Origin of the sequence: Bradyrhizobium sp. HKCCYLS20291 (assembly GCF_051167715.1) — a bacterium.
Lineage (GTDB): Bacteria > Pseudomonadota > Alphaproteobacteria > Rhizobiales > Xanthobacteraceae > Bradyrhizobium.
This window is the reverse complement of record NZ_JBNPTO010000013.1, coordinates 1-21,738: the sequence shown is the minus strand read 5'-3', so window position 1 is coordinate 21,738 and position 21,738 is coordinate 1. Positions and strand designations below refer to the sequence as shown.

Below are 21,738 nucleotides of genomic sequence, written 5' to 3'. Positions count from 1 at the left end.
TGCGCCGGCGTTACTTGACCGCCTGGATCCGATCCCAGTCCGACTTGCGATAATCGAAGCTCTCGAAGCTGATCGCCTTCATGACCGCGTCGCGGAACTCGTCCTTGTTCACCTCGGTGACGGTGAGCCCCTTGTCCTTGAAGAAGGCAACCAGCTTGGCCTCGTTGGCCTTGATCTCGCCCGTCGCCTTCGCAGCCGCCTCCTGCGCCACGTCGGTGAAGATCTTGCGGTCCTCTTCGCTCAGCTTCTTCCAGAGCCCGCCGGCGACGACCGTGTTGAGATGGTCGACGATGTGTCCGGTCAGCACGATGTACTTCTGCACCTCGTAGAACTTCTTGGCCTCGATGGTCGTGAGCGGGTTCTCCTGCGCGTCCACCGTGCCGTTCTGCAGCGCCAAATAGACTTCGGCGAATGCAATCGGCGCGGTGTTGGCACCGCAGGCGCGCGGCATCGCCAGATAGGCCGGCACGTCGGGCACGCGCATCTTCAGGCCCTTCATGTCGGCACAGCCCTTGAGCGGCTTGTTCGACGACGTCTGCCGCACGCCGTAATAGGTGACGGCGAGGATGTGATGGCCGCTCTTGTCCTCATAGCCCTTGGTGAGCTCCTTGAAGACGTCGCTCTTGGTGTAGGCCAGCAGATGGTCTGCATCGCGGAACGTGTAGGGATAATAGGTCACGCCGATCGGCGGATAGGTCTTGGCCGCAAAGCTCGAGCCGGAAATGATGATGTCGACCGAGCCGAGCGACAGGCCCTGGTTGATGTCGGTCTCCTTGCCGAGCTGCGACGCCGGATAAACGTCGATCTGATAGCGGCCGTTGGTCCGCTTGCCGATCTCCTGCGCCGCCCACACCGAAGCGGTATGGAACGGCTCCGAGGTCTCATAGACATGGGCCCATTTCAGCTTGGTCTGAGCCATGCCGGCGGTCGGCGCGGCGATCAATGCGGCGGCCGCGATGGAAAGAACCGTCAATCTCTTCAACATTCCAACTTCCTCCCCTGGTTTGATGTTCTGTTCTTCTCAAATGAAACGACGATGTCATCCGCTTCGCGAGCGAACCCGCGGTGCTGGCGTTTCTGCACCGAAGCTCTGGGCAAACCGGCTTTGCGAGCGCGCCAGATGGTCGCGCATCGCGCCCTGGGCCCGTCCGGAATCGCGCGCCACGATGGCCCGGCGGATCTCCTCGTGCTCGGCATACGCCGTCCGCCACGATTCCGGATTCTCGAAGTAGTTCGCGAGCTGCGTGAAATAGGGATTGAGGCGCTGGTCGAACAATTCGCCGACCACGCGCATCAGGACGGCGTTGCCGAGACATCCGGCCACCGCGATGTGGAAGGCGCGGTCGTGCACCATCATCGATTCACTGGGATCATCTGCGGCAGCCATTGCGGCCAGCGCCGCATCGATGCGCGCGACGTCCTCCGGTGTCGCGAGCCGCGCCGCTTCACCTGCAATCGCGCCCTCGATGAACTCGCGCGCCCGCAGCAATTCGAACGGGCCTTCGATGATCCCGGTGGCCGGCACGGCGAATGCGGGCGCAGTGGGCTCGATGACATAGATGCCGGAGCCGACGCGGATGCGGACCCTGCCCTCGACCTCGAGCGCGATCAGCGCTTCGCGCACGGTCGGGCGCGACACTTTCAGTTGTTCGGCAAGCTCGCGCTCGGTCGGCAGGCGGCTGCCGACGGGATACTCGCCGCCGTCGATCAGCGCGCGCAGTTGATCGGCGACCTGGCGGTAGAGGCGTCGTGCTTCCACGGCTTCCAGCGGCACACCGATATCCCTTCCCCAGCAGGGCTTTCTTTTGGCCAATTGGCCTGACCAATTGACCAGAGCATTGACGGAACTTGGTGGACATGTCAAGCGAGTGACCGAAATCCTCCACTTCCAGCCCCCATTGGAGGCATTTTGCGCCTCTCTGCCTCGACACTCGATCGGCTGCCGGCCGCCATCCGCCGCCCCCGCTACGACCGGACGACCGTCAAACCGGGCATCGTCCACCTCGGCGTCGGTGCGTTTCATCGCGCTCACCAGGCCGTCGTCATCGACGACCTGCTCGCCGCCGGATCCGCCGAATGGGGAATCGTCGGCGCGAGCCTGCGCAGTCCCGAGACGCGCGACGCGCTGGCTCCGCAGGATTGTCTTTATACTGTGGCGGTCAGCTCCGGCGCCGGCACCGAGATCAGGGTGATCGGCTCGCTGCTGGCGATGGAGGTGGGTAAGGAAGATCCGGAGCGCCTGATCAGCCGGATGGCCGATCCGGCGACGCGCATCGTGTCACTCACGGTCACGGAGAAGGGCTACTGCCACACGCCACAGACCGGCGAGTTGGATGAGACGCATCCCGACATCGTGCATGATCTCGCCAACCCGCACGCGCCGCGGTCCGCCCCGGGATTTCTCGTCGAAGCCCTGGCGCGCCGGAAAGCGGCGAACCTGCCGCCCTTCACGGTGCTGTGCTGCGATAATCTTTCCGCCAATGGCCGCACCGTGCAGCGCATCGTCAGCCGCTTCGCCGAACTGCGCGCGAAGGACCTCGGCCGCTGGATCGAAGACCACGCCGCCTTCCCCTGCACGATGGTCGATCGCATTGTGCCGGAGACCACGGCGGCCGACCGGTCTGCGATCGCTTCCGCACTCGGCATGACCGATGCGTGGCCGGTCATGACCGAGCCGTTCACGCAGTGGATCGTCGAGGATCGCTTCACCGCGGGGCGACCGGATTTCGCCGCTGCCGGCGTGCAGCTCGTGTCCGACGTCACCCCGTTCGAGCACATGAAGCTGCGCCTGCTCAATGCCAGCCATTCGGCGCTCGCTTATCTCGGCTATCTCGCGGGCTACGAGACCATCGCAGCGACCATGACTGACGCGAGCTTCGCAGCGTTGGCGGCGCGCGTGATGGACGACGCGGCGGTCACGCTGCAGATGCCGGCGGGTACCGATCTCGCCGCCTATCAGGCCTCCCTCCTGCAGCGCTTCGCCAATCCGGCGCTGCATCACCGGACCTGGCAGATCGCCATGGATGGATCGCAGAAGCTGCCGCAACGGCTGCTCGGCGCCATGCGCGACCGACTGAAGCTGGGCTTGCCGATCGAACCCCATGCGCTCGCGGTCGCCGGCTGGATGCGCTACGTCACGGCGCGCGACGAACGTGGCAACGACATCGATGTGCGGGATCCGATCGCGGCGAAGCTGAAAGCGATCGCGCAGGAGACAGGTCCCGTCGCCGAACGGCTCGCGCCGGCCTTGCTGGCGGTCGAGCCCGTGTTCGGGACGCTGGGAAGCGATCCCCGCGTGGTAAGCGTGGTCACCAGGCAATTGGCGCAACTGTTTCGATTGGGTGCGCGACAAGCGGTTGCCGAACAGGCGATGCCCCCCCGCACGAGATAGAGATCGCGCCGGCTTCAGCGGCGCGGCTCAACGCTCCATGGCAGATCCGCCGTTCCCTGGGCCGTCATGCTCTCGGTCCGGTCGCGCGGCACGGCAACCGCGGCCGGGCTCGGCTGCGGCAAACTCAGCACCGTCTTGCGTTGGTCGCGCTCCAGGATCACCTCGCGCCCTTGTACCGAGCGCAAGGTCCAGCCCTGGAATTCGTCGCCGAGCCGCAGCCGCAGCCCCACCTTGGTGGCCTGCTCGACGAAGATTGCAAAACTCTCCGCATCGCTTCCGACGGTGCCGACCAGGATCAACTGCGGACGCTCGTCCTGCGGCGGCTTGGCTGATGGCGCGACAGGCTTCGGCACGGCGGTCGCCGCGGGAGGCAGCGGCCGTCGCGACGACGAGAAGATGGGACGCTCCCGCGTCACCGTCAGGCTGGAGAGCGGAATCTCCCAGAGCGGGTTGGGGCTCAGCGTACGCTCAGCCGCAGCGGACGGCTGTGGCGCCTGCGGCCGAACGACGATGACCGGCTCTGGCGCGGGCTGCTCCCACACTGACGACGGCCCCGAAGGGGCATCCTGGCGTGATGATGTGTCGAGATCAGGCGCGCCAGTCGGCAGCGCCATCGTGACTCCAGATGTGGCAAGCGAGGCTGCGACCAACAACGCGAGCCTCGCTCGGCATTTGCGCGAAACGTTCATCATGATCTGGCGCCTTGCCATTGTCCGGACACGCTGAGCAGAACGCGCAATTTGCCTGCGCCCGAAGAGCCCAGGCTGGCCGGCACCTGGACCGTCAGCTGCTCCAGGAACAGGAAGGGCTGGCCCGCCTCGAGATCGTAGAGCAGTTGCTGCAGGCCGGGTTGGTCAATGTCGCAGCTCGCGACGATGGAGAGAAAGCCGTTCTTGGCTTGCGTGCCCTGCAGGTCGACCTGCGACGACAGCACGTTGCCGCCAAGCTTCGTGACCGCGGCCGTAACCCGCTGCAACAGCGCCGCGCCTGCAATCGTGACGGTCGCGCCTTCGAGAAACGGCGACCCGGCGGGACCCGTGACATCGTCGATCTGTCCGCGGGATGTCACCGGCTTTCGGCCCTCGAACTGCGCGAGCATCGTCTGCAGGTTCGAGACCTCGGCGTGCTGGCTCAGGACATCGGTCACGGCACTGCCGATGGCGAACAGCAGCAGCAGCATGACGCCGAGATATGAGCCAGCGGCAAAGATCGGCGTGGCGACGAGACTCCTCAATGTCAGCTTCCGAGTCATGAGCGGGATCCGAAATCGGCGGTGATGTGCGCCTCGATGTGAAAGCGCTCGCCCGGTTCGTTCTGGCCGCGCGTGGTCGGCGCGAAGAACGTCGCACGGGTGAACTGTGGCGACTGCTCGATCAGCCTGATCAGGGACGGCGCATCCTGCGTGAGACCCACGACCTGAACCTTGTCGCCATCGATCCTGAGTTCCGTCACATAGGTCGTGTCGGGCAAGGCGCGGGAGATCGCTTCCAGCACCATGACGCCCGACGGCGAGGTCTGCTTGCGCCTGGCAAGTAGCGCTTCCGCTGACCCACCCATCTGGTTGGCGCGCAATGCAGTGCGGTGCCGGGTGATCGCGCGCGCCAGGTCCTGCTGCTCGGCCTCCAGCGCGCCGCCGACATAGGCTGCAACCACAAACGAAGCGGCGGCGGACATCGCCACGCCGATCAGCAAGCGTCGCAACAATCGCGGCATGTCGATGGCCGCGCCTGCCGGACCGAGTCTCCGTTGAAACACCTTGATCGGCGCCGTCGTTCCGACTGCGTCATCCGGCTCGACCAGCCCGGCAACCGACGCCGCGCCCGCGCGCGCCGCCAGTCCGACGAGTCGCTGGACCCTGTGCTGCGATGTCGCGGCAACGATCAGCGCGATCCGCTCGCCCGCGACCGGCGCTGGCGCCGACAAGCCAAATACGGCATCGGCGGCGGTCCATGGGGTCAGGCGATCGATCTGGGCACGGACCATACCCTGGAGGAAATCGGTCGCGGCTTTCGGAAACTCGACCGTGCGGCATAGCACCTGATCTGATCGCATGATCAGCTCGATGTGGCTGCCGCGCAGCGCGGCCTGCCATTCGCGGCTGAGCGCCGGTTCGAACCCGCCGTCCCACAGACGGAAATCAGTCGGCGGCAGACCCGCGCGCTTGCCCGGCGCCTGCTGCGCGGAGAAATGATCCGCTTCGCCTTCCACCAGCCGGACGCGCCTCGGTGGCTTGATCCGCGCCAGGGCCGCGTCGATGGCCGCAGCCACCGCCTCCATCCAGGCTACGAACAGATCCTTGATCTCCGAGATCATCGCTTTGCGCTCCCGTCACATCGCAGCCGGCCGGCGAGTCTGCGCGGCGGTGGCGTCCTGCCATGACAGCACACGGAAAGGATCCTCGCCGTCGCGCATCGAGATGACCACCTCCGAGCCGAACTCGCGGCCACTCGCGAGCCGAACAAGGATTGCAAGGCGATAGGCCTCGCTTGGCGCCGCCGCCACGCTTGCCCTGGTGACGCCAAGGGCGGCTGCGACCGCCGCCGGTTCGCTGGCTAGCCCGCCTCGATCATTGAGAAACTGCTTGAGCCGCAGCGGAGTCATGCCGGGAAGTGCTGCGACTACCTCCGGCGGCGCGTTGAGCGCGTCGACACCGGGCATGCCGGAAAACACTGTGACGAACGGCAGCGCGCGCTCGACGAGTGCGGGCGGAAGACCGAGCACGAGCGCCAGCTCGTTGACGTGTGCAAACGGCGCCTTGCGCGGCGCATAGGTCCGGCCGGCTGCCAGATAGAGTGAATCTTCACGGTCTGACGTCTCCGCGGTCGCCCTGCTGCGCCAGCCCACGATGCGCTCGGCATGTTGCGAGGCTTGGTCCGACGATGCGCCGAGCACGGCCATCAATCCGGCGAGCAATTCCTTCGGTGCAGCATTCAGATCGATCCGCGCAGCCTCCGAGACGAAAGCCACGAACAGTTCGGCACCTCCGAGCTGCGCCTGAAACGCGCCACGAGGGGGGCGGGAGCGCGTGCGTGGAAGCTGGTTATCCTCACGCTGCGGCGGCGCCTGTTCGTCGGCAAGCCATATGCGATACGCAGTGAGCTCGACCGCCGCAGCGACGAGGGCCTCGGCCTGCAGCTCCGTGTCGTTGAGCGCGAGTGCCCGCGCCGAATTCGAGAGGTGCACGGAGAAGATCACGGCGAGTGCTGCGAGCACGGCGATCAGCCAGAGCACCGCGACCAGGACGAAGCCACGCTGGCAAGAGGCTGGATGACGAAGCGGAGAGGTCGGTGCCATCATCAACGTCTCCGCTCCGATCTCGTCCCGCCGGCGGCGTTGTCGGCACCAGCAGCTTCCTTTTGAGCGTCCTTTTGAGTCCCCTTGCCGTCATCGTCGGCCGTTCCGCCGCGAGCAGGAGCCTCGACATGAACACGCGTGACGGTCGATGCCGCCAAGGCGCGCTGACTGGCCGCATCCCGCACGGTCAGCCTGATCGCCGTCGGCAGTGCTTCCATGTCGCGCCACACGTCATGGAAGATATGATCGGGACCGGCATAGGCGAACGACAGGCTGAACGGCGGCCGCAGCAGCACGACAGGGTCCGCCACGCGGATTCGGCCGGCTTCGGCGCCTGCCGCCAACGGGACGAACGGCACGCGCATCCGCGCGGTCACCAGGCGTCCTTGATCCATGATCTCGCCGAACCGCACGACATCGAGGCCAGTGCCGGCATTGGGCCCCAATGCCGTGCGCACGAAGGTCACCGCCAGCGCAGTGCCCTCGAACAGCGGCTTCGGCGACGTACGGCCGGCGGCGACGAACTCGGCGGCAGCAAGATCGGCTGCAATTCGCCGCATCGAAATCCCGATCAGCTCGCTCTGCTGGATCCGGTCAAAGCCGCGATTCCAACTCGGCAACCATTGCGCCGTCAGCGTGGCCAGCGCGGACAGGACAAGGCCGGTCAATGCCAACGACGCCAGCGCTTCGATCAGCGTGAAGCCCTGCTCGCCGGGGCGAGCGACTGCCCCTTCCGTCCTCACCGTTTCGGCCCCCGCATCAATCGGACAGTTTCGAGCTCGATCGCCGCACCGGAGGGGGAGCGCACGTGGACCCGGACCTGCGCCGGGATCCACGCCGCCTCGCCACGATCGTTCATCGCGCGTCCAGCGAATGGAGCAATGTCAACCTGCCAGCGGTGATCGTTGATGTTGCCGGTCAACCGGCCCGGCGCCAGATCCTCATGGAGAGGGATGGCGGCTGCGAACACGGCTTGCGTGGTCTGCGCCAGGGCGACGTGATCCTCGAGCGTGCGCACGCCGCGGGCATTGGTCGACATCACATGGCCGATGGCCACGATCGAAAGGGCGAAGATCGCGAGCGCGGTCAGCACCTCGATGATCGTGAACCCGGCCTCGTCGGCTTCAGCTGGCACCTTGACTGCGTGAAACAACTTCCACCCTTCCCGTCAGCCAGTTGACACGAATTTCATAGGAACTATCGAGCCCGGTCAGCGCGACGGCGCCGCCGCAGCTGGTGCCGTCGGCAAAGAAGCTGATCGTCGACAGCACGGCCCGCCGCCGGCAGGTCTGCGGCAGCAGCGCATCGAAGCGCACGTCGGAGGGGATGCGGATCGCCTGCCCGGTCGCGCCCGATCGGATCGCGCGCGAGGGCGCATCCACCAGCGTCGACATTTCGCCGCCGCCACGGATCGCGGCGTTGCGATCCGCCTTCAGCAGTGAGGCAGCCTCGAGCGCATAGGCGTGCAGCCGCGCCCGCGACGTATTGCGCGGGAGCAATGGCAGCGCCACGGCGGCGAGCATCGCGACGAGCGCGATCACGCAAACCACCTCCAACAAGGTGAAGCCGTGTTCCGCCCTCCTGGCCTCGGGCCTCATCGGACGGCCTCACTCGCTGCTCGTGCCGGTCACACCGTCGAGCGAGATGTCGGCTGCCGTGCCGCTGCCACCTTCCTGCCCGTCGGAGCCGAGGGAGACGATGTCGAAGGCGCTGCGACCGCCCGGCGCACGATAGATGTACGGATGGTTCCAGGGATCGTTCGGGACGCTGCCGCCCTTCAAATAAGGGCCGTTCCAACCTGCTATCCCCGGCGTGCGCCGGGTCAGCGCGACCAGCCCCTCCGAGCTCGACGGATAGCGTCCGGCATCGAGATTGAACAGATCGAGCGCGCTGGCCAGGCTCTGCATCTGGATCTTGGCGGCCTTGACCTTGGACTCGCTCAGATAGTTCAGCACGCGTGGGCCGACGAGTCCCATGATCAGCCCGATGATCGTGATCACGACCAGCATCTCGACCAGGGTGAAGCCCTGCTCGCCGCAGCGTGCCCTGCCCTGACCAGCGCCGCGTGCATGAACTAATCGTCTCGACATCACTCCTCCTCCCCTATCCGACAAGCTGGGTCACCGAAAGCAGCGCGGTCATCACGGACACGATCAAGCCGCCGACCACGGCGCTGATGAAGATGATCGCGAGCGGCCCGATAACGGCGACGACGCGATCGAGGCTCCGCTGCAGCTTCGCTTCGTAGAATTCGGCGACCCTGCCCGCGAGAACGGGCAGCTGGCCGGTCTCCTCACCGAGCCGCAGCATCCGCACCGCCATCGGCGGCAGGCTGCTCGACGCGGACAAGGCATCGGACAGCTTGCCGCCCTGCCGCACGCGATCTGCGGCCGCGTCCCAGGTCCCGGCCTTGCCGGTCACCGCCATGATGTCGACCAGAATGCGCAAGGTGGCCGTCAGACTGACGCCGCTGCCGAGCAGCACGCCGAGATTGCGGCAGAACAGACTGACCCGATAGAACTGAACGATGCGGCTGATCCCTGGAAAACCTGCAACCAGACCGATGATCATGCTCCGTGCGTGAGGCCGGCGCAGCACGACAATAAGCAGGGCGATCAAGCCGGCGCTCGCGAGCAGCAGCGCGGTCGCGTTGGCGCGCATGAGATCCGACAGGCGAATGAAGAAGCTCAGCGCCGAGTCCGACTTGCCGCCGAAGTCCTGCAGCACCGAGGAGAATTGCGGCAGCACGAACAGAATGAAGAACAGCATCACCGCGATGGCCGCGATCAGAACGAACAGCGGATACTGCATCGCATCCGTCAGCTTTCGGCGCATCGCTTCGGCGCGAAGCCGCTCCTGGCCCAGCAGCTCCAGCACCTGGTCGAGCGTTCCGGAGATCTCGCCGACCCTGACCAGCGCGACATACATCTGCGGAAACAGCGTGGCATGAGCGCCGACCGCATCGGCGAAGCTCTCTCCGCTGAGCAGTGCCGTGCGCAACCGGGCGACGACGGGACGAAGCCTGCCGACATCGGCATCGCTCGAGAGCAGCTCGAGCGCATCGTCGAGGCGGGCACCGGCCTTCAGCAGCAGCGCGAGGTCGCGGGTGAAGGTCGTCACCTCGCTGCGGCCCGGCTGGCCGAAGCTGCCGAAGCCGCCGGCCGAGGTCGGAGCGCGCTTCTCCTCCACGGTCTCGATCGGCAACAGCCTGAGATATTCGATCCGGGCCGCGACCTCGGTCGCATTCGGCGCCGACAGCCTGCCGTTCACGATCTCGCCGGTCTGCGTCAAAGCGCGGTATCGATAGTGCGGCACGGCTCACCTCGTCGTGGTGACGCGGAGGATCTCCGCCGGGCTGGTCAGGCCTGCACGGCACTTCGCGAGCCCATCGTCGAGCATCGTCGTCATGCCCCGACGAATCGCTGTTTCGTCGATCTTGAGGCCGTCGGTCTTTTCACCGATCAGCGCGCGCAGTTCGCCGTCGAGCTCGAGCACCTCGAACACACCGATCCGGCCACGATAGCCGGACCCGCCGCAGCGCTCGCAGCCGGCCGGCTCGTGAACGGTTTCGCCGGCGCGGAAGCCGAGCACGCCGAGCCGCGGGTCCTCGGCGAGATCGGCTTCGCAGAGCATCCTGCTCGACTTGCAGCGTTCGCAGAGCTGGCGCACCAGCCGCTGCGCGATCACCGCGCGCAAGGTCGAGCGCAACAGGAACGCCTCGATGCCGAGATCGAGCAGGCGCGGCAGCGCCGCTGCCGCGGTTTCGGTGTGCAATGTCGTCAGCACGAGATGACCGGTCAGCGCGGCGTGGACCGCGACGTTCGCGGTCTCGGCATCGCGCACCTCGCCGACCATGATCACGTCGGGGTCCTGGCGGACGAAGGAGCGCAGCGCAGTGGCGAAGGTCAGGCCGATGGCAGGCTTGATCTGCGACTGGTTGATGCCGGGAATCTCGTATTCGACGGGATCCTCGATGGTGAGGATCTTGCGGACGGGCTCATTGAGGATCGACAGGATGGTGGCGAGCGTCGTGGTCTTGCCGCTGCCGGTCGGTCCGGTGATGACGATCATGCCATGCGGCAGCTTCAGCAGCCGCCGCAGGCTCGCTTCGTCGCGCGGCGCAAAGCCGAGCCGGTCCATCACCAGCAATCCACGGTCCTTTGGCAGGATACGAATGACGGCCGCTTCGCCGTGCTGCGTCGGCATGATGGCGACGCGGATATCGATGTCGGCGCGGCCGGCGCGCAGCCGCGCCGCGCCGTCCTGCGGCAGCCTCCGCTCGGCGATATTGAGGTTCGCGATGATCTTAATGCGCGAGATGACGGCCTGGGCAGGCACCGCCGCGGGCGCTGCGACCTGGCGCAGCAAGCCGTCGATCCGGAAGCGCGTCGTCAGCCCGGCCGCGAACGGCTCGATGTGGATGTCGCTGGCGCGCAGCTCGACGGCCTTTTCCAGGAGATCGTTGACTGCACGCACGACAGGCGCACCGCTGGCGAGGTCGCGCAGGCTCTCGATGTCGTCCTCGCGAAGCTGCGAGAACGCGGCGGCGGCAATGGCGGCGTCCGGATTGTCGCTCGCCAGGCGCTGGTCGAGCACGGCGGCGAGATCGTCGAAGGCCGCGACCTTCATCATGACCGACGGGCCGAGCACGATTTCGGCGGCGCGCCTGGCCGCAAGGTCGGTCGGATCGGCCACCGCAAGCACGGTCGTCTCGTCCGGCGATCTGAACGGAAACATCAGCGTGTCGCGCAGGAAACGCTGCGAGAAGGACGCGACCAGCGGCGCGGCCTCCAGCATCTCCTGCAGCGTGACGCGGGACAGGCCATGGAAGGCGGCCGCCGCGTCGGCGAACTCGCTCGCCGAGAGATCAGTCAATTCCCACAGCTTCTGCTGCGCGCCGAACGGCTGATCGCGCTGTGCGCTCTCGCCATCCCGTCCGGATGCAGCGGGATTGGCAGACGCAGCGCCGTCAGCCGACCACCGATGCTCGGAGCTCAGGACGTGGCTGGCAAATCGCGCCGCTTCCTGACTTGTGCTCATGGCCGTCGTCCATGGCGCGCTTCGACCGCCCACTGCGCGGCGAGCCGCTGGCCCTCGGCGATCTGTTGGGTGGCCATTTTCGACGCGACCGCATTGCGCAGCCGAACGAAGTAGTCGCGCTCGTGCTTCGGGGCGCCTGCCGCTGCGAGGTTCAGCCATTTGTAGGCCAGCACAACGTCCTGCGGCACGCCATGGCCCTTGTCGTACATCAGGCCGAGCATGGCCTGGCCGAACGGGTTGCCCCGGATCGACGCCTTCGCGTAGAGATCCGCGGCGACGACATAGGCCTGCGGTGCGCCATAGCCGTTCTCGAACATGAAGCCGAGCATGGCCTGCGCGCGCGAATTGCCGCGCAGCGCGAGCGGGGTCAGGACATCGACGGCCTGAACGTAGTCTCCCCTGGCATAGGCAGCGTCGGCGCGCGCCAGCGGGTCGGCATGGGCGCCGCGCATCTGGAGCACGCAACAGACGACGAGCGCCAGCGCAGCGCCCCGCGCCATCAGGCGCGCGGCGGCGAGCGCTCCGTCAACGGACCGTGTGACTGCTGAGGTCATCGGTGCTCGCTCCGACCGTGCCGCGCAATTTCGACCGCAGCTCCTCCGCGACATGATGCGCGTCCGAACTGTCGCGAATGATCTGCGGACGGATGAAGATGATCAGCTCCGTGCGCGTGCCCTTCTTGTCCTGATGCGAAAACAGATCGCCAAAGCCCTTGATTTCGTCGAGCAGCGGGATGCCGTCGCGCCGGCCGTCCTGCTGTTCGCTGATCAGGCCGGCGAGCAGCACCGTCTGGCCGGACGCGACCGAGATCGAGCTCTTGACCCGCCGCTCGGAGACCGTCGGCGTCAGGCTGGTGGCCGATTGCGGGGCGACGTTGCTGATCTCCTGCTCGACGTCGAGCCGGACATGGCCGTTGACGTTGATGCGGGGGGAGACGTGCAGGATGATGCCGGTGTTGCGATAATCGATGGTGTTGACCACCGTGTTGCTGGTGGTGAGCACGGTCGCGCTGCCGGTCGAGACCGGCACGACGTCGCCGACCTGAAGCGTGGCGACCTGGTTGTTGATCACGACCAGCGACGGATTGGACAGCACTTTGACGCTGGTCACGGCATGCAGCGCGTCGAGAATGGCGTTCGGCTGCGCCTCGGCGCCGATCAGGAAGTTGAACCCGGGAAGCGCGCGGTTGATCAGCGCCTTGGCCACGGCGCCGGCTGTGGTGTCCGGCCGGGTCTGGGTATTGAGCGCCGACCCCTGGTCCGGACGCAGGCCCACGTTCCTGCTGTTCAGATAGAACTGGACGCCGTAGCTCAGCTCGTTGGTCAGCGTCACCTCCGCGATCGTCGCGTCGATGGCGACCTGCAGCGCAGGCTGGTCGATCCGGAGCAGGGTCGATTCGATGATGTTGTAGTTGGCGCGATCGGCGTAGATCAGGATGGTGTTGTTCACCACGTCCGGGGTGATCCGGACGCCCTGCATCAGCGGCTGCCCGGCCGCGGCCGAACTGCGCGTGTCCGCCTGCGTCCCGCCGGGGACGAGGCTGCTTGCGGGCGGCGGCGTTCCGAGACCCGCCGACATGCCGGACGCCGCTGCCGCGCGCGGGCGCTGACCGAAGCCGGCGGGCTGCGACGACGTGCCGCTCGTAGTCATCGACAGGCGGTCGCCGCTCGAGCTCGCGGACAGGCCCGATCCCGGCGCCAGCTGATTTTCGGCGCTGTCGAGCGAGGACGTCGCACCGCCGACGAACATGTCGGTCAGCACGCGCGCGATCTGGCGGGCCTCGCCATACTTGACCCGGTAGACGTGGACGCTGGTGCGGGCGGCGTCGGTGCGATCGAGCCGCGCGATCCAGGTCGCCGCCGTCTGCAGCAGCGCCGGCTTGCGGCTCACCACCAGGATCGCGTTCAGCCGGGTCACCGGCTGGAACTTGACCACGCCCTGGCTGAGGCCGCTCTCGCCGGAATCCATGATCTTCTCGAGCTCGGCGCTGATCACGTCGGGCGTGCTGTTGCTCAGCGGATAGATGCCGACCGATTGGCCGCGCATCCAGTCGACGTCGAAGCTGATGGCGGTGTCGACGGCGGTGCGGCGCTCGGTGCCGGTGCCCTGGATCAGCAGGAGATTGCGCGCGGGATCGGCGCGAACGCTGCCGGGTTTGGTAGCAAAGGAATCGATCAGCTTGAGGACCGCCGGCGCCGACACGTAGCGCAGCGGCACGACCGAGACGCCATAGCCGGGCTCGGGACTGGCGGCGGCCTGGTCGACGCGGCCGCCGCCGGGCGCCTCGCCGAGCGGCACCAGGCGATAGCCCGCGGCATCGCGCAGCAGCACGATTCCGGACACCCGGAGCGCACTCTCCACCACGAACACGATGTCGGACTTCGCGACCGGGCGCACCGAGACCAGGCTGACCGTGCCCTGCACGCGGGGATCGATGACGTAGCCGGTGTTGAGGATGTCGCCGATGACCACCTTGGCGACGGTTGCGATCGGCGTGCTCTCGAAGTTCAGGTCGTAGCCGCCGCCGCCGGCCGCCGGCCGCGCGGGGGCCTCGCCGACGTCGGAAATCTCCGCGCCCTCATACACCGCGGCCTGCCCGCGCCGGCCGGCACTGGCGGCCTGCCGATCGACCGGCGGGGTCTGCCGCGGCAGGATGTCGAGCGAACGGACCTTGTCGAGCACGTCGATGTCGGCTGGCGCTGCGGTGGTCCCGTCCGTCAGCTTGCAGGCGGCCAGGACGGGCAGACCGAGCACGACCAGCACGACGGCCGCGGCGCTGCCGCGACGGGCCCCGAAGGCGCCGAGCCGATGGACGCATGACCGATACGCACCGGACAGAGCAGCCACAGATCTCGGCACGACCGGCACCCTCATGACGCATCCCGCAACCAGCATCCATCGTTCGGGCGGCGATGAGCTCGCCGACCGTTTGTTCGTGCTCTCAGTAAGACATTCCTCGTGAGAAATCGGTCGGCGCTGACGTGCCCTCGGGCATCCGCAGCGCCTGCAATCCTCCCCCGCATTCTTCGTTAGTTGCGGACCGTTTTATAAGCGAAAACAAATTTTGTCAAAGAACACGTCGCGAAATCGCCGCGGAATCGACTTCGCGTGCAAAGCGAAAGGCACGCACGGGCGAGACAAGCGCAGTGCAACTGCACTGCAGCGACGGCACTGCACCGCCCCGTAGTCCGGAGATGCCGCACCGCGATGCATCTGCTGGTTGTGAATGAAAGCCAACTGGAAACCTGATTAGTACGCTCCTCCCCCACGTTTCGACGGCCGAAACGACGCCTATGCGCAGCGTATTCTGTAATCAAACTGAATTAGTTGAACGTCTCTCCCGGGGCGAACGCAGGCCGGCTCCAACCATGCCATCGCGCCACTCTACCGCAACGCGATTAGTGATTTCTTTGACAAAACAAAATTTCGCCTATAAAAACTCGCCCGCACTCAACCACAGCGTGGGGAGTGGCGAGAATGGGGAAACAACAAGGAGAAGAACTCCATGGGCATTCGAACTAATTTCTTGCGTAGTTGCATGGGCGCGCTGGCGCTGATAACGCTGCAGGGCGCATCGATCGCGGCGAGCGAGGAGGCGAGCCAGATGGATGCGGTCAACGACTATCTGACGGCGTTCAAGCAGCGCGGGCACGCGCGTCCGATCGTGGAAACGCACATCCACTTCTACAAGCCGTCGCGGCCGGGCGGCGTGCCGTGGCCGGACTGCCCGTCCGCGCTGTGCCGCGACGTGCTGCCGCCGGAGTACAAGGCGGTGGCGGCGGCCAACGGCATCGTCACGGCCGGCGTCGTCGAGGCGAGCCCCCTCTTCGAGGACAATCTGAAGGTCCTGGACATGCTGGGCCGGGACCGGTTCTTCTCGTTCTACGTCGGACAGCTCGAGATCGGCTCATCCAGCTTCATCTCTGGCCTCAACCGGCTGTCGGCCGATCGCCGCTTCGTCGGCATTCGCGGCTATCTCTGGAGCCCCGCCGAGGGCATCACGCTGAGCGCGGCGCAGCTGCGTGACCTGCGCGAGCTGGCACGGCGCGGCATGTCACTCGACATCATCAGCCGGTCCGACAAGAATCCGAAGAACCAGGTCGAGGCGCTGTGCACGACGGTCCCCGATCTCAAGATCATCATCGACCATCTGGGCGGCGCCAAGGGCCCGCCGCCGGTCGATCACGAGTGGGAGTTCTCGATCCGCCGCCTCGCCGATCTCTGCCCCAATCTTTACATGAAGTTCTCGTCGTTTTATGACATGTACGCGCCCGGTGATGTTCCCTTCATCTCGCCGACCGACCTGCCGTCCTACAAGGCACATTTCGACGTGCTGATGACGGCGTTCGGTGCGGACCGGTTGATCTGGGGCAGCAACTGGCCGGTCTCCGATCTGCACGGCACGATGGCGAACGAGATCAAGCTGGCCGAGGACTACCTGGCGCCGCTCGGCGAGCAGGTCCGCGACAAGGTCATGTTCAAGAATGCGTTGCTGTTCTATCGCAGGCATCAGCCCGGAGGCGAAGACTGATCAAGCGTAGCAATCGCGCCGGCGGAAGAACTGCGGGTCCGCCGGCGCGCCGCAAGCAGCGGCCCGCCGAAGTTCGCTATCCCGTCCCGGCCCTCGACAAGGGGCTCGACGTGCTGGAGCTCCTGGCGCGCGAGCCGGAGGGACTGCTGCTGAACGAAATCGCCAGCTCGCTCGGCCGGACGCCGAGCGAGCTGTTTCGCATGGTGATCGGGCTGGCGCGCCGCGGCTATATCGAGCAGCGACAGGGCGAGCGCTATACGCTGACGCTCAAGCTGTTCGAGCTGGCGCACCGTCACCGTCCGATCAAGTCGCTCACCGCAGCGGCGGCGCCGCTGATGCTCAGGCTGGCGCAGCGGGCGCTGCAGTCGTGCCATCTCACCGTGTTTCATGCCGGCCGCGTCATGGTCGTCAGCGAGGTCGACAGCCCCGAGCGCTATGCGTTCGGCATGAAGATCGGCGCCCTGGTCGGGTTGACCGACACGGCGTCCGGCTACGTCCTGCTCGCGTTCCAGGACGAGGCGACGCGGCGCGCGATGCTGGAAGCGCATCAGAAGGCGGAGGGCGAGCTCGACGTCGATCCCGTCAGGCTGATGAAGATCGTCCGCGAGGTCGAGCGGCAGGGCTACGCCGAGGTCCAAAGCCGGCAGACCCACGGCGTCACCAACATCGCCTTTCCCGTGTTCGGCGCGACCGCGCATGCGCACGCGGTGCTCAACGTGCCCTACATCAAGCGCATCGACAACAAGGTCACGCCTTCGATCGCCGACATCAAGGAGCTGCTGCGCGAATCCGCCGCCGAGCTGTCGGTGCTGATGGGCCACGTCGCCAGCGACTGAGCGCCGGACTCCGCGCCGACAGCACGCGCAGCCGGGGGCCCGCTCGCGTCGCCGTTCCGCCCTGCGGAATCACGCCGTCGCGGAACGGAGGAGGCCGGAACTCGTTTGGCACTCGACGATCGTCCCCGCCGAGGCGCCGGCACAGCATTGCACCGGTCCATCGCTGCGCCTATCCTTGCGCGGATCCGCGCTGGCCCGCCGCCAAGAGGAGCGCCCCATGCCGACCCTGGCTCCCCTGGACGAGACCATCGGCATCGCCGAGCTGACGCACGATCCCTATCCGATCTACCGGCGCCTGCGCCGCGAAGCGCCGGTGTTGCGGGTCAAGTCGGTGGGCCGGACGTTCCTCACCAAGGCGGCCGACACCAAAGTCGTCAAGGACAACGCGGCGCTGTTCTCGTCCGACGATCCGAACACGCCGATGAAGCGCGCCTTCCTCGCGCACACCCTGATGCGCAAGGACCACGACGAGCACCGCGCCGAGCGCATGGCGATGATGCCAGCGCTGATGCCGAAGACGATCGAAGCCGTCTGGGAGCCGCTCTACACCAAATTCGCCGGCGAACATCTCGACCGGCTGCCGCGCGGCGAGATCGTCGACCTGTTCCCGGCGCTGGCCGGCCCCTTGGCCGCGCGCATCCTCGCGCATGTGATGGGCGTCCCGGACGCCAGCGATGCCGACATGCAGCGTTGGTCGCAGGCCCTGATCGACGGCGCCGGCAATTTCGGCTGGACGCCGGGGCCGTTCGACGCCTCCGACATCGCCAATGCCGAGATGGACCGCTGCATCCTGGCCAACATGGATCGCGTCCGCGAGGCGCCGGAGTCGTCCGCGCTCTCCTTCATGGTCAACGCGAAGAACCCGATCCCCGACAGCCAGATCATCGCCAACATCAAGATCGCGATTGGCGGCGGCATCAACGAGCCGCGCGACGCGCTGCTGACGATCCTCTACGGCCTCTTGACCAACCCAGAGCAGTTGGAGGCCGTGCGCGAGCAGGAGAAGTGGCGCGCCGCCTTCGAGGAAGGCGTGCGCTGGGTGGCGCCGATCCAGGCGAGCTCACGCCTGGTGATGGAGGACACCGAAATCCGCGGCTGCCTGATCCCGAAGGGCGACACCGTGATGACGATCCAGGCCTCCGCCAACCGCGACGAGGACGTCTTCACCGACGGCGAGCACTACAACGCGCTGCGCGACCCCAATCCCCACCAGGCCTTCGGCAACGGCCCCCACCACTGCGCCGGCGCCCACCTCTCCCGCCGCACCGTCGGCGCCATCCTGCTGCCGATGCTGTTCGAGCGGTTTCCGAAGATGGAGCTGGTGGATGCGGCGAGCGTGCGGTGGCATGGGTTTGGGTTCAGGGGGCCCCTGGGTTTGGCGGTGAAGATGGGATAGGAAGGGCGGCGAGGCGCTGGCTCTTTCGTATTGCCTCACCGTATCTGATCTGGCCGCAGGTTGATCGATCATGCTCTGTGGCGTGGCACGACGCACACAGGTTGCCGCCACTGATATCGAGATCTCAACATGGTACGCTGCCCAATAGCCAAGTTGCTACATATAGAAGCTATAGCTGACTTGCGGCTTTTCGGTCGGGCTGACGTATTTCATGATGTCTCCGATTTTCCGGGCGCATTCCAGCGTGATCGGCAGACGACCATCCATCTGAGTGTTGTTCCAGTTCATCTTGGTCAACCCCAGTATCTCCTCGCACAGACTCTCGAGAGATGAGTCTTGCTCGTAAACAGTGACCTTCAGAGGAGCAGGCACATACATGCCGGGATAGGTCTTGTAGAAATCGACAGTGCCTCGCGTGTAGAGCACGCCCTCGCTCTCAGAGATCGTCATCAGCGTACCGCGCTTCGGTGGATAGTCCCCGTCGCCGAACAGCCTGATGTCCGTGTCCGTTATCGCGACAAAATCTTTCGCCCGAATACCCTTCTCCTTGATAGCCCGAACAAGACCCTTGCGTTCGCTGTCGCGAAACTGGCTCGACTTGTGGATGACAATGCGTGCCGGCATGTGCCCAAGCGCACGACCGTACTCGTCTAGCGCGTCTCGCAGCAAATCATAGGCCTGATCCTCGCTCAAGTAAGGGCGACGATCCTTCTTGTCGATCGATACCGGCGTACCGCGAAGAATGATGCCGTGGCCAAACTCGTCGAAGACCTGAGCTAGGCTTGAAGATACAGTCTCCCCATCGCGGCTCTTGTAGAAACCGATACCGATGTAGCATGATCGCAGCTTCGCTGTGTCCTCAACAAGCCGCCAAGGAATTGTCTTGTTACCCTTGTAGTATAGCGCGGTGACGAAGTTCCAAGCTTTCGTGGCCGGATCCTGTTGATCGCCCGCCTGCTTGGTGATTAGGATGGTCTTCTCACGAACCAACTGCAGTGGCGTGCCGAGATGCATGCTCTTGGCCTTCAGGATGCGCCTGAAGTTGTGCTCAAGTTCACTCTCCCCCGAATCGCCGTCGTCGCTCTCTGCCGTCGTCGTGACGGAATCGAACATCTCGTTCGGCATGACGCAGACGATCACGTCAACCGATCTGTTCTCGGCCAGGAAGCGAATCTGTTCGTAGTAGAGCGCAACGGCTTTCTCTACTCGCTCCACCCGAGACGTAAGCTTGACCACCGCGGAGATATCCGACTTCTTGATAGTTCGGGTGTATTGCGGGGAATTGATAATCCTAGTCAGGAATCCGTAATCCTGATTGATGCCGCCGAAGCCGCGAAACAGGTTCAGCAGCTTGGACCCCTCCTTGCGCTCGATCCCATCCCGGCATCTCTCCAGCCAATCGTCCAGAAGGTCGATTCCTTCTCCGCGTCCGACCACACCGATCCGCAGCTCGGTTCGACGCAAATCGTCCCGCTTGTCGTAGACACCCAGGTGCTCGATCCCCGTTCGCGGGCAGACATGCGTGCCGGTACCGAATTCGAGCAGAGGCTCCGGTAGCGTCGTGAGCTTCATGCTGCTGCTCCTCCAACCGCTTGGATATCTTCCTCGTCGTCACCAACTGGCTCCGCCTCCTCTGCATCCTGAGCGTTGAATTCAAGGAGGGAGAGAAAGCACAGCCCACGGTCCTCGTCATCAATCTTGCCGACGCCGGACAGGAAGTAAGCGACAAAACGAACCATGTTTCGAACGGTTGCGTTGTGCTCAAGACGCTTCTGCGCCGACAACAGTTCGTCGTGCCAGCGCGATTGCCTGTGGCCGTCATAAGAATAGTACCAACTCGGCACGATCTGCGCATACCAATCGTTCCCCAGCTTCGTGAACGTCAGGTCAAACGAGAAATGCTTCTGGTGCGCAACCTTGGAGGGATCCTTGCGCTGGTACTTGACCTCGAATACGCGGCGGACCGCGGTCCTTTTCCCGACCCAAGTTTCCTTCCGCTCAAGCTGTCCCTCCTCAGTCGGTCCGAAGTAGAAGAATCCGTCGATGTTGTGCATGCGCACGTGGTGCTTCTTCAGCAGCTCCCGCGTCTCAGCCGATAGAAGCTGCTTCAGGATGTTCACGTTGTCCGTCTCGGCGGAGTCGGCCAGGTCCGAGACGTCCAAGCGCTCTACCGATCCCGCGTCTACCACGCTGATCAGGCCGCACTCCGCGATATCGTGGAATGAGAAGAGCTTGTTCTCGTGGCAGACCCAGGCATCTGTATCCACATCATTCAGGAGCAGCGCCATCTTCACGACTGACTTCCTGCCCCGCGCCTTTCCTCCGTAGTTGAGCTTTGCCTTCCCCTGCGTGATGACTTTGCTATCTTCGATCGTCAGTTCGGCCACGTAGACCGCCTTGGGCAGGTTCACGATCTGAAGATTGGACGTGATGGCCGTTGGTGCGGCGATACTCTCCGAGCTGAAGCTGATGTACGCGTCGACTTCGCCGAGGATGCGCTTGAACTCGGACAGCACTCGCTCCTGGGCAGCGAGCCGCAGACCAGCCACTTGACCGAGAAGGTCGCCGAGATCGATGATGTGCTTCTTGCAGTTGAAGGTGAACTGGTCGGTCAGAAGCTCGTTCACCGATGCTTGGCTGTAGGACGACTGCTTATGCCCGAGCATGAGGATGTAGAGCTCGTCGAACGTGTTGTAGTAGGCCCGTTCCATGAACTGCTGGATGGTCGACTTCACCTTTTCGAGCGTCGTCGTGGACGTTATTTGGAACGCCACGCGGTCGTGGTCGTCGCCTAGATCGATGCCCGGAAAGTTCTTTTGCTTGCGATTCAGATTGATGAGGTGCGGGAGGTTGTAGACCGATTTCAGTATGGGAATGAAGGCGTCCTCCAGCGCCAAGTTGATATCGGTCCGCCCCTGAGAAGTCGCCAATTCAACCTGAACGATGATTCGGCTGACCACATCGCGGAGTTGGTTCTCGACCTCAAGTTGCCTCATCCCGCGCCCCATCCTTTAGACGATCAACTCTACTTGGGAACGCACAGTGAACATTTCAAGGATCGACCTGAAGCTGCGACAAGGTCCGTTCGCTACTGCAAAAGAAAGCGGTCCGTCTGCGCCAACTGCCCGTCGTGCCAGTTTGTCGCATTCCGTCGGGCAAATCTTCGCTTGTGTCGTCGGGCAAATCAGATCGATCTTCCTCGCCGTCTCCTGCTCGCTGAAGGGGCGTTTCGCGATCGTCACGGACCGTG

Annotated in this window: 21 protein-coding genes; 5 read left to right on the top strand and 16 right to left on the bottom strand. The window is 65.1% G+C overall.

Going from position 1 to position 21,738, the window contains the following annotated elements:
* Positions 1 to 10: 10 nt before the first annotated feature.
* Positions 11 to 985 carry a sialic acid TRAP transporter substrate-binding protein SiaP gene (locus ACQR07_RS25150; protein WP_434904806.1) on the bottom strand — a complete coding sequence of 325 codons (975 nt, stop codon included), beginning with the start codon at positions 983 to 985 and terminating at the stop codon, positions 11 to 13.
* A gap of 54 nt (positions 986 to 1,039) precedes the next feature.
* Positions 1,040 to 1,774: a FadR/GntR family transcriptional regulator gene (locus tag ACQR07_RS25145; RefSeq protein ID WP_434904805.1), complete on the bottom strand. Its 735-nt coding sequence runs from the start codon at positions 1,772 to 1,774 to the stop codon at positions 1,040 to 1,042.
* A 135-nt stretch (positions 1,775 to 1,909) separates the two neighbouring features.
* On the opposite strand from ACQR07_RS25145, the gene ACQR07_RS25140 reads away from it, so the two are divergent.
* Positions 1,910 to 3,391 carry a mannitol dehydrogenase family protein gene (locus tag ACQR07_RS25140; RefSeq protein ID WP_434904804.1) on the top strand — a complete coding sequence of 494 codons (1,482 nt, stop codon included), beginning with the start codon at positions 1,910 to 1,912 and terminating at the stop codon, positions 3,389 to 3,391.
* A gap of 14 nt (positions 3,392 to 3,405) precedes the next feature.
* Here the strand turns inward: ACQR07_RS25140 and ACQR07_RS25135 are convergent, their stop codons facing one another.
* The 12 genes from ACQR07_RS25135 to gspD form a co-directional block, all read right to left on the bottom strand.
* A complete protein-coding gene (locus tag ACQR07_RS25135) occupies positions 3,406 to 4,005 on the bottom strand; it encodes a hypothetical protein (RefSeq protein WP_434904803.1) in 600 nt (199 codons plus the stop codon).
* Between the two features lie 74 nt (positions 4,006 to 4,079).
* Positions 4,080 to 4,643, bottom strand: coding sequence for a type II secretion system protein GspM (gene gspM / locus ACQR07_RS25130; protein WP_434904802.1), 564 nt, complete (start codon positions 4,641 to 4,643; stop codon positions 4,080 to 4,082).
* Positions 4,640 to 5,704 (bottom strand): PilN domain-containing protein, encoded by a 1,065-nt coding sequence (locus ACQR07_RS25125; RefSeq protein WP_434904801.1) that lies wholly within the window; start codon positions 5,702 to 5,704, stop codon positions 4,640 to 4,642. Before ACQR07_RS25125 ends, gspM begins: the two co-directional genes overlap by 4 nt.
* 15 nt (positions 5,705 to 5,719) lie before the next feature.
* Complete coding sequence (locus ACQR07_RS25120; RefSeq protein WP_434904800.1) at positions 5,720 to 6,688, bottom strand: general secretion pathway protein GspK; 969 nt, start codon at positions 6,686 to 6,688, stop codon at positions 5,720 to 5,722.
* A complete protein-coding gene (locus tag ACQR07_RS25115; RefSeq protein WP_434904799.1) occupies positions 6,688 to 7,428 on the bottom strand; it encodes a PulJ/GspJ family protein in 741 nt (246 codons plus the stop codon). Before ACQR07_RS25115 ends, ACQR07_RS25120 begins: the two co-directional genes overlap by 1 nt.
* Positions 7,425 to 7,820 carry a PulJ/GspJ family protein gene (locus ACQR07_RS25110; protein ID WP_434904798.1) on the bottom strand — a complete coding sequence of 132 codons (396 nt, stop codon included), beginning with the start codon at positions 7,818 to 7,820 and terminating at the stop codon, positions 7,425 to 7,427. Before ACQR07_RS25110 ends, ACQR07_RS25115 begins: the two co-directional genes overlap by 4 nt.
* Positions 7,810 to 8,283 carry a prepilin-type N-terminal cleavage/methylation domain-containing protein gene (locus tag ACQR07_RS25105; protein ID WP_434904797.1) on the bottom strand — a complete coding sequence of 158 codons (474 nt, stop codon included), beginning with the start codon at positions 8,281 to 8,283 and terminating at the stop codon, positions 7,810 to 7,812. The genes ACQR07_RS25110 and ACQR07_RS25105 overlap by 11 nt, the downstream gene beginning before the upstream one ends.
* A 9-nt stretch (positions 8,284 to 8,292) precedes the next feature.
* Positions 8,293 to 8,775, bottom strand: coding sequence for a type II secretion system major pseudopilin GspG (gene gspG, locus ACQR07_RS25100; RefSeq protein WP_434867848.1), 483 nt, complete (start codon positions 8,773 to 8,775; stop codon positions 8,293 to 8,295).
* Positions 8,776 to 8,788: 13 nt separating this feature from the next.
* Positions 8,789 to 10,000, bottom strand: a complete 1,212-nt coding sequence (locus ACQR07_RS25095) for a type II secretion system F family protein (RefSeq protein ID WP_434904796.1) — start codon at positions 9,998 to 10,000, stop codon at positions 8,789 to 8,791.
* A 3-nt stretch (positions 10,001 to 10,003) separates the two neighbouring features.
* A complete protein-coding gene (locus ACQR07_RS25090) occupies positions 10,004 to 11,725 on the bottom strand; it encodes a GspE/PulE family protein (RefSeq protein WP_434904795.1) in 1,722 nt (573 codons plus the stop codon).
* Positions 11,722 to 12,279, bottom strand: coding sequence for a tetratricopeptide repeat protein (locus ACQR07_RS25085; RefSeq protein ID WP_434904794.1), 558 nt, complete (start codon positions 12,277 to 12,279; stop codon positions 11,722 to 11,724). The genes ACQR07_RS25090 and ACQR07_RS25085 overlap by 4 nt, the downstream gene beginning before the upstream one ends.
* Positions 12,251 to 14,599, bottom strand: a complete 2,349-nt coding sequence (gene gspD / locus ACQR07_RS25080; RefSeq protein WP_434904793.1) for a type II secretion system secretin GspD — start codon at positions 14,597 to 14,599, stop codon at positions 12,251 to 12,253. The genes ACQR07_RS25085 and gspD overlap by 29 nt, the downstream gene beginning before the upstream one ends.
* Before the next feature lie 631 nt (positions 14,600 to 15,230).
* Here gspD and ACQR07_RS25075 point away from each other — a divergent pair.
* From ACQR07_RS25075 to ACQR07_RS25065, 3 genes are all read left to right on the top strand, one after another.
* Positions 15,231 to 16,256, top strand: coding sequence for an amidohydrolase family protein (locus ACQR07_RS25075; RefSeq protein WP_434904792.1), 1,026 nt, complete (start codon positions 15,231 to 15,233; stop codon positions 16,254 to 16,256).
* Positions 16,253 to 17,092: an IclR family transcriptional regulator gene (locus tag ACQR07_RS25070; protein ID WP_434904987.1), complete on the top strand. Its 840-nt coding sequence runs from the start codon at positions 16,253 to 16,255 to the stop codon at positions 17,090 to 17,092. The genes ACQR07_RS25075 and ACQR07_RS25070 overlap by 4 nt, the downstream gene beginning before the upstream one ends.
* 217 nt (positions 17,093 to 17,309) lie before the next feature.
* Positions 17,310 to 18,488: a cytochrome P450 gene (locus tag ACQR07_RS25065; RefSeq protein WP_434904791.1), complete on the top strand. Its 1,179-nt coding sequence runs from the start codon at positions 17,310 to 17,312 to the stop codon at positions 18,486 to 18,488.
* 156 nt (positions 18,489 to 18,644) lie between these two features.
* On the opposite strand, the gene ACQR07_RS25060 is transcribed toward ACQR07_RS25065, so the two are convergent.
* Positions 18,645 to 20,060 carry an argonaute/piwi family protein gene (locus ACQR07_RS25060; RefSeq protein ID WP_434904790.1) on the bottom strand — a complete coding sequence of 472 codons (1,416 nt, stop codon included), beginning with the start codon at positions 20,058 to 20,060 and terminating at the stop codon, positions 18,645 to 18,647.
* Entirely contained in the window at positions 20,057 to 21,484 is a 1,428-nt protein-coding gene (locus ACQR07_RS25055) for an SMEK domain-containing protein (protein ID WP_434904789.1), read from the bottom strand. Before ACQR07_RS25055 ends, ACQR07_RS25060 begins: the two co-directional genes overlap by 4 nt.
* A gap of 46 nt (positions 21,485 to 21,530) precedes the next feature.
* Here ACQR07_RS25055 and ACQR07_RS25050 point away from each other — a divergent pair.
* The coding region (locus tag ACQR07_RS25050) for a hypothetical protein (RefSeq protein ID WP_434904788.1) at positions 21,531 to 21,738 on the top strand (208 nt) is incomplete at its 3' end.

Excerpts from the sequence above, each read along its gene's own strand:
- ACQR07_RS25060 (WP_434904790.1), bottom strand. The coding sequence starts at position 20,060 with ATGAAGCTCACGACGCTACCGGAGCCTCTGCTCGAATTCGGTACCGGC.
- ACQR07_RS25065 (WP_434904791.1), top strand. The coding sequence starts at position 17,310 with ATGCCGACCCTGGCTCCCCTGGACGAGACCATCGGCATCGCCGAGCTG.
- ACQR07_RS25125 (WP_434904801.1), bottom strand. The coding sequence starts at position 5,704 with ATGATCTCGGAGATCAAGGATCTGTTCGTAGCCTGGATGGAGGCGGTG.
- ACQR07_RS25085 (WP_434904794.1), bottom strand. The coding sequence starts at position 12,279 with ATGACCTCAGCAGTCACACGGTCCGTTGACGGAGCGCTCGCCGCCGCG.
- ACQR07_RS25105 (WP_434904797.1), bottom strand. The coding sequence starts at position 8,283 with ATGAGGCCCGAGGCCAGGAGGGCGGAACACGGCTTCACCTTGTTGGAG.
- ACQR07_RS25150 (WP_434904806.1), bottom strand. The coding sequence starts at position 985 with ATGTTGAAGAGATTGACGGTTCTTTCCATCGCGGCCGCCGCATTGATC.
- ACQR07_RS25090 (WP_434904795.1), bottom strand. The coding sequence starts at position 11,725 with ATGAGCACAAGTCAGGAAGCGGCGCGATTTGCCAGCCACGTCCTGAGC.
- ACQR07_RS25075 (WP_434904792.1), top strand. The coding sequence starts at position 15,231 with ATGGGCATTCGAACTAATTTCTTGCGTAGTTGCATGGGCGCGCTGGCG.
- ACQR07_RS25055 (WP_434904789.1), bottom strand. The coding sequence starts at position 21,484 with ATGAGGCAACTTGAGGTCGAGAACCAACTCCGCGATGTGGTCAGCCGA.
- ACQR07_RS25120 (WP_434904800.1), bottom strand. The coding sequence starts at position 6,688 with ATGATGGCACCGACCTCTCCGCTTCGTCATCCAGCCTCTTGCCAGCGT.
- gspD (WP_434904793.1), bottom strand. The coding sequence starts at position 14,599 with ATGAGGGTGCCGGTCGTGCCGAGATCTGTGGCTGCTCTGTCCGGTGCG.
- gspG (WP_434867848.1), bottom strand. The coding sequence starts at position 8,775 with ATGTCGAGACGATTAGTTCATGCACGCGGCGCTGGTCAGGGCAGGGCA.
- ACQR07_RS25135 (WP_434904803.1), bottom strand. The coding sequence starts at position 4,005 with ATGGCGCTGCCGACTGGCGCGCCTGATCTCGACACATCATCACGCCAG.
- gspM (WP_434904802.1), bottom strand. The coding sequence starts at position 4,643 with ATGACTCGGAAGCTGACATTGAGGAGTCTCGTCGCCACGCCGATCTTT.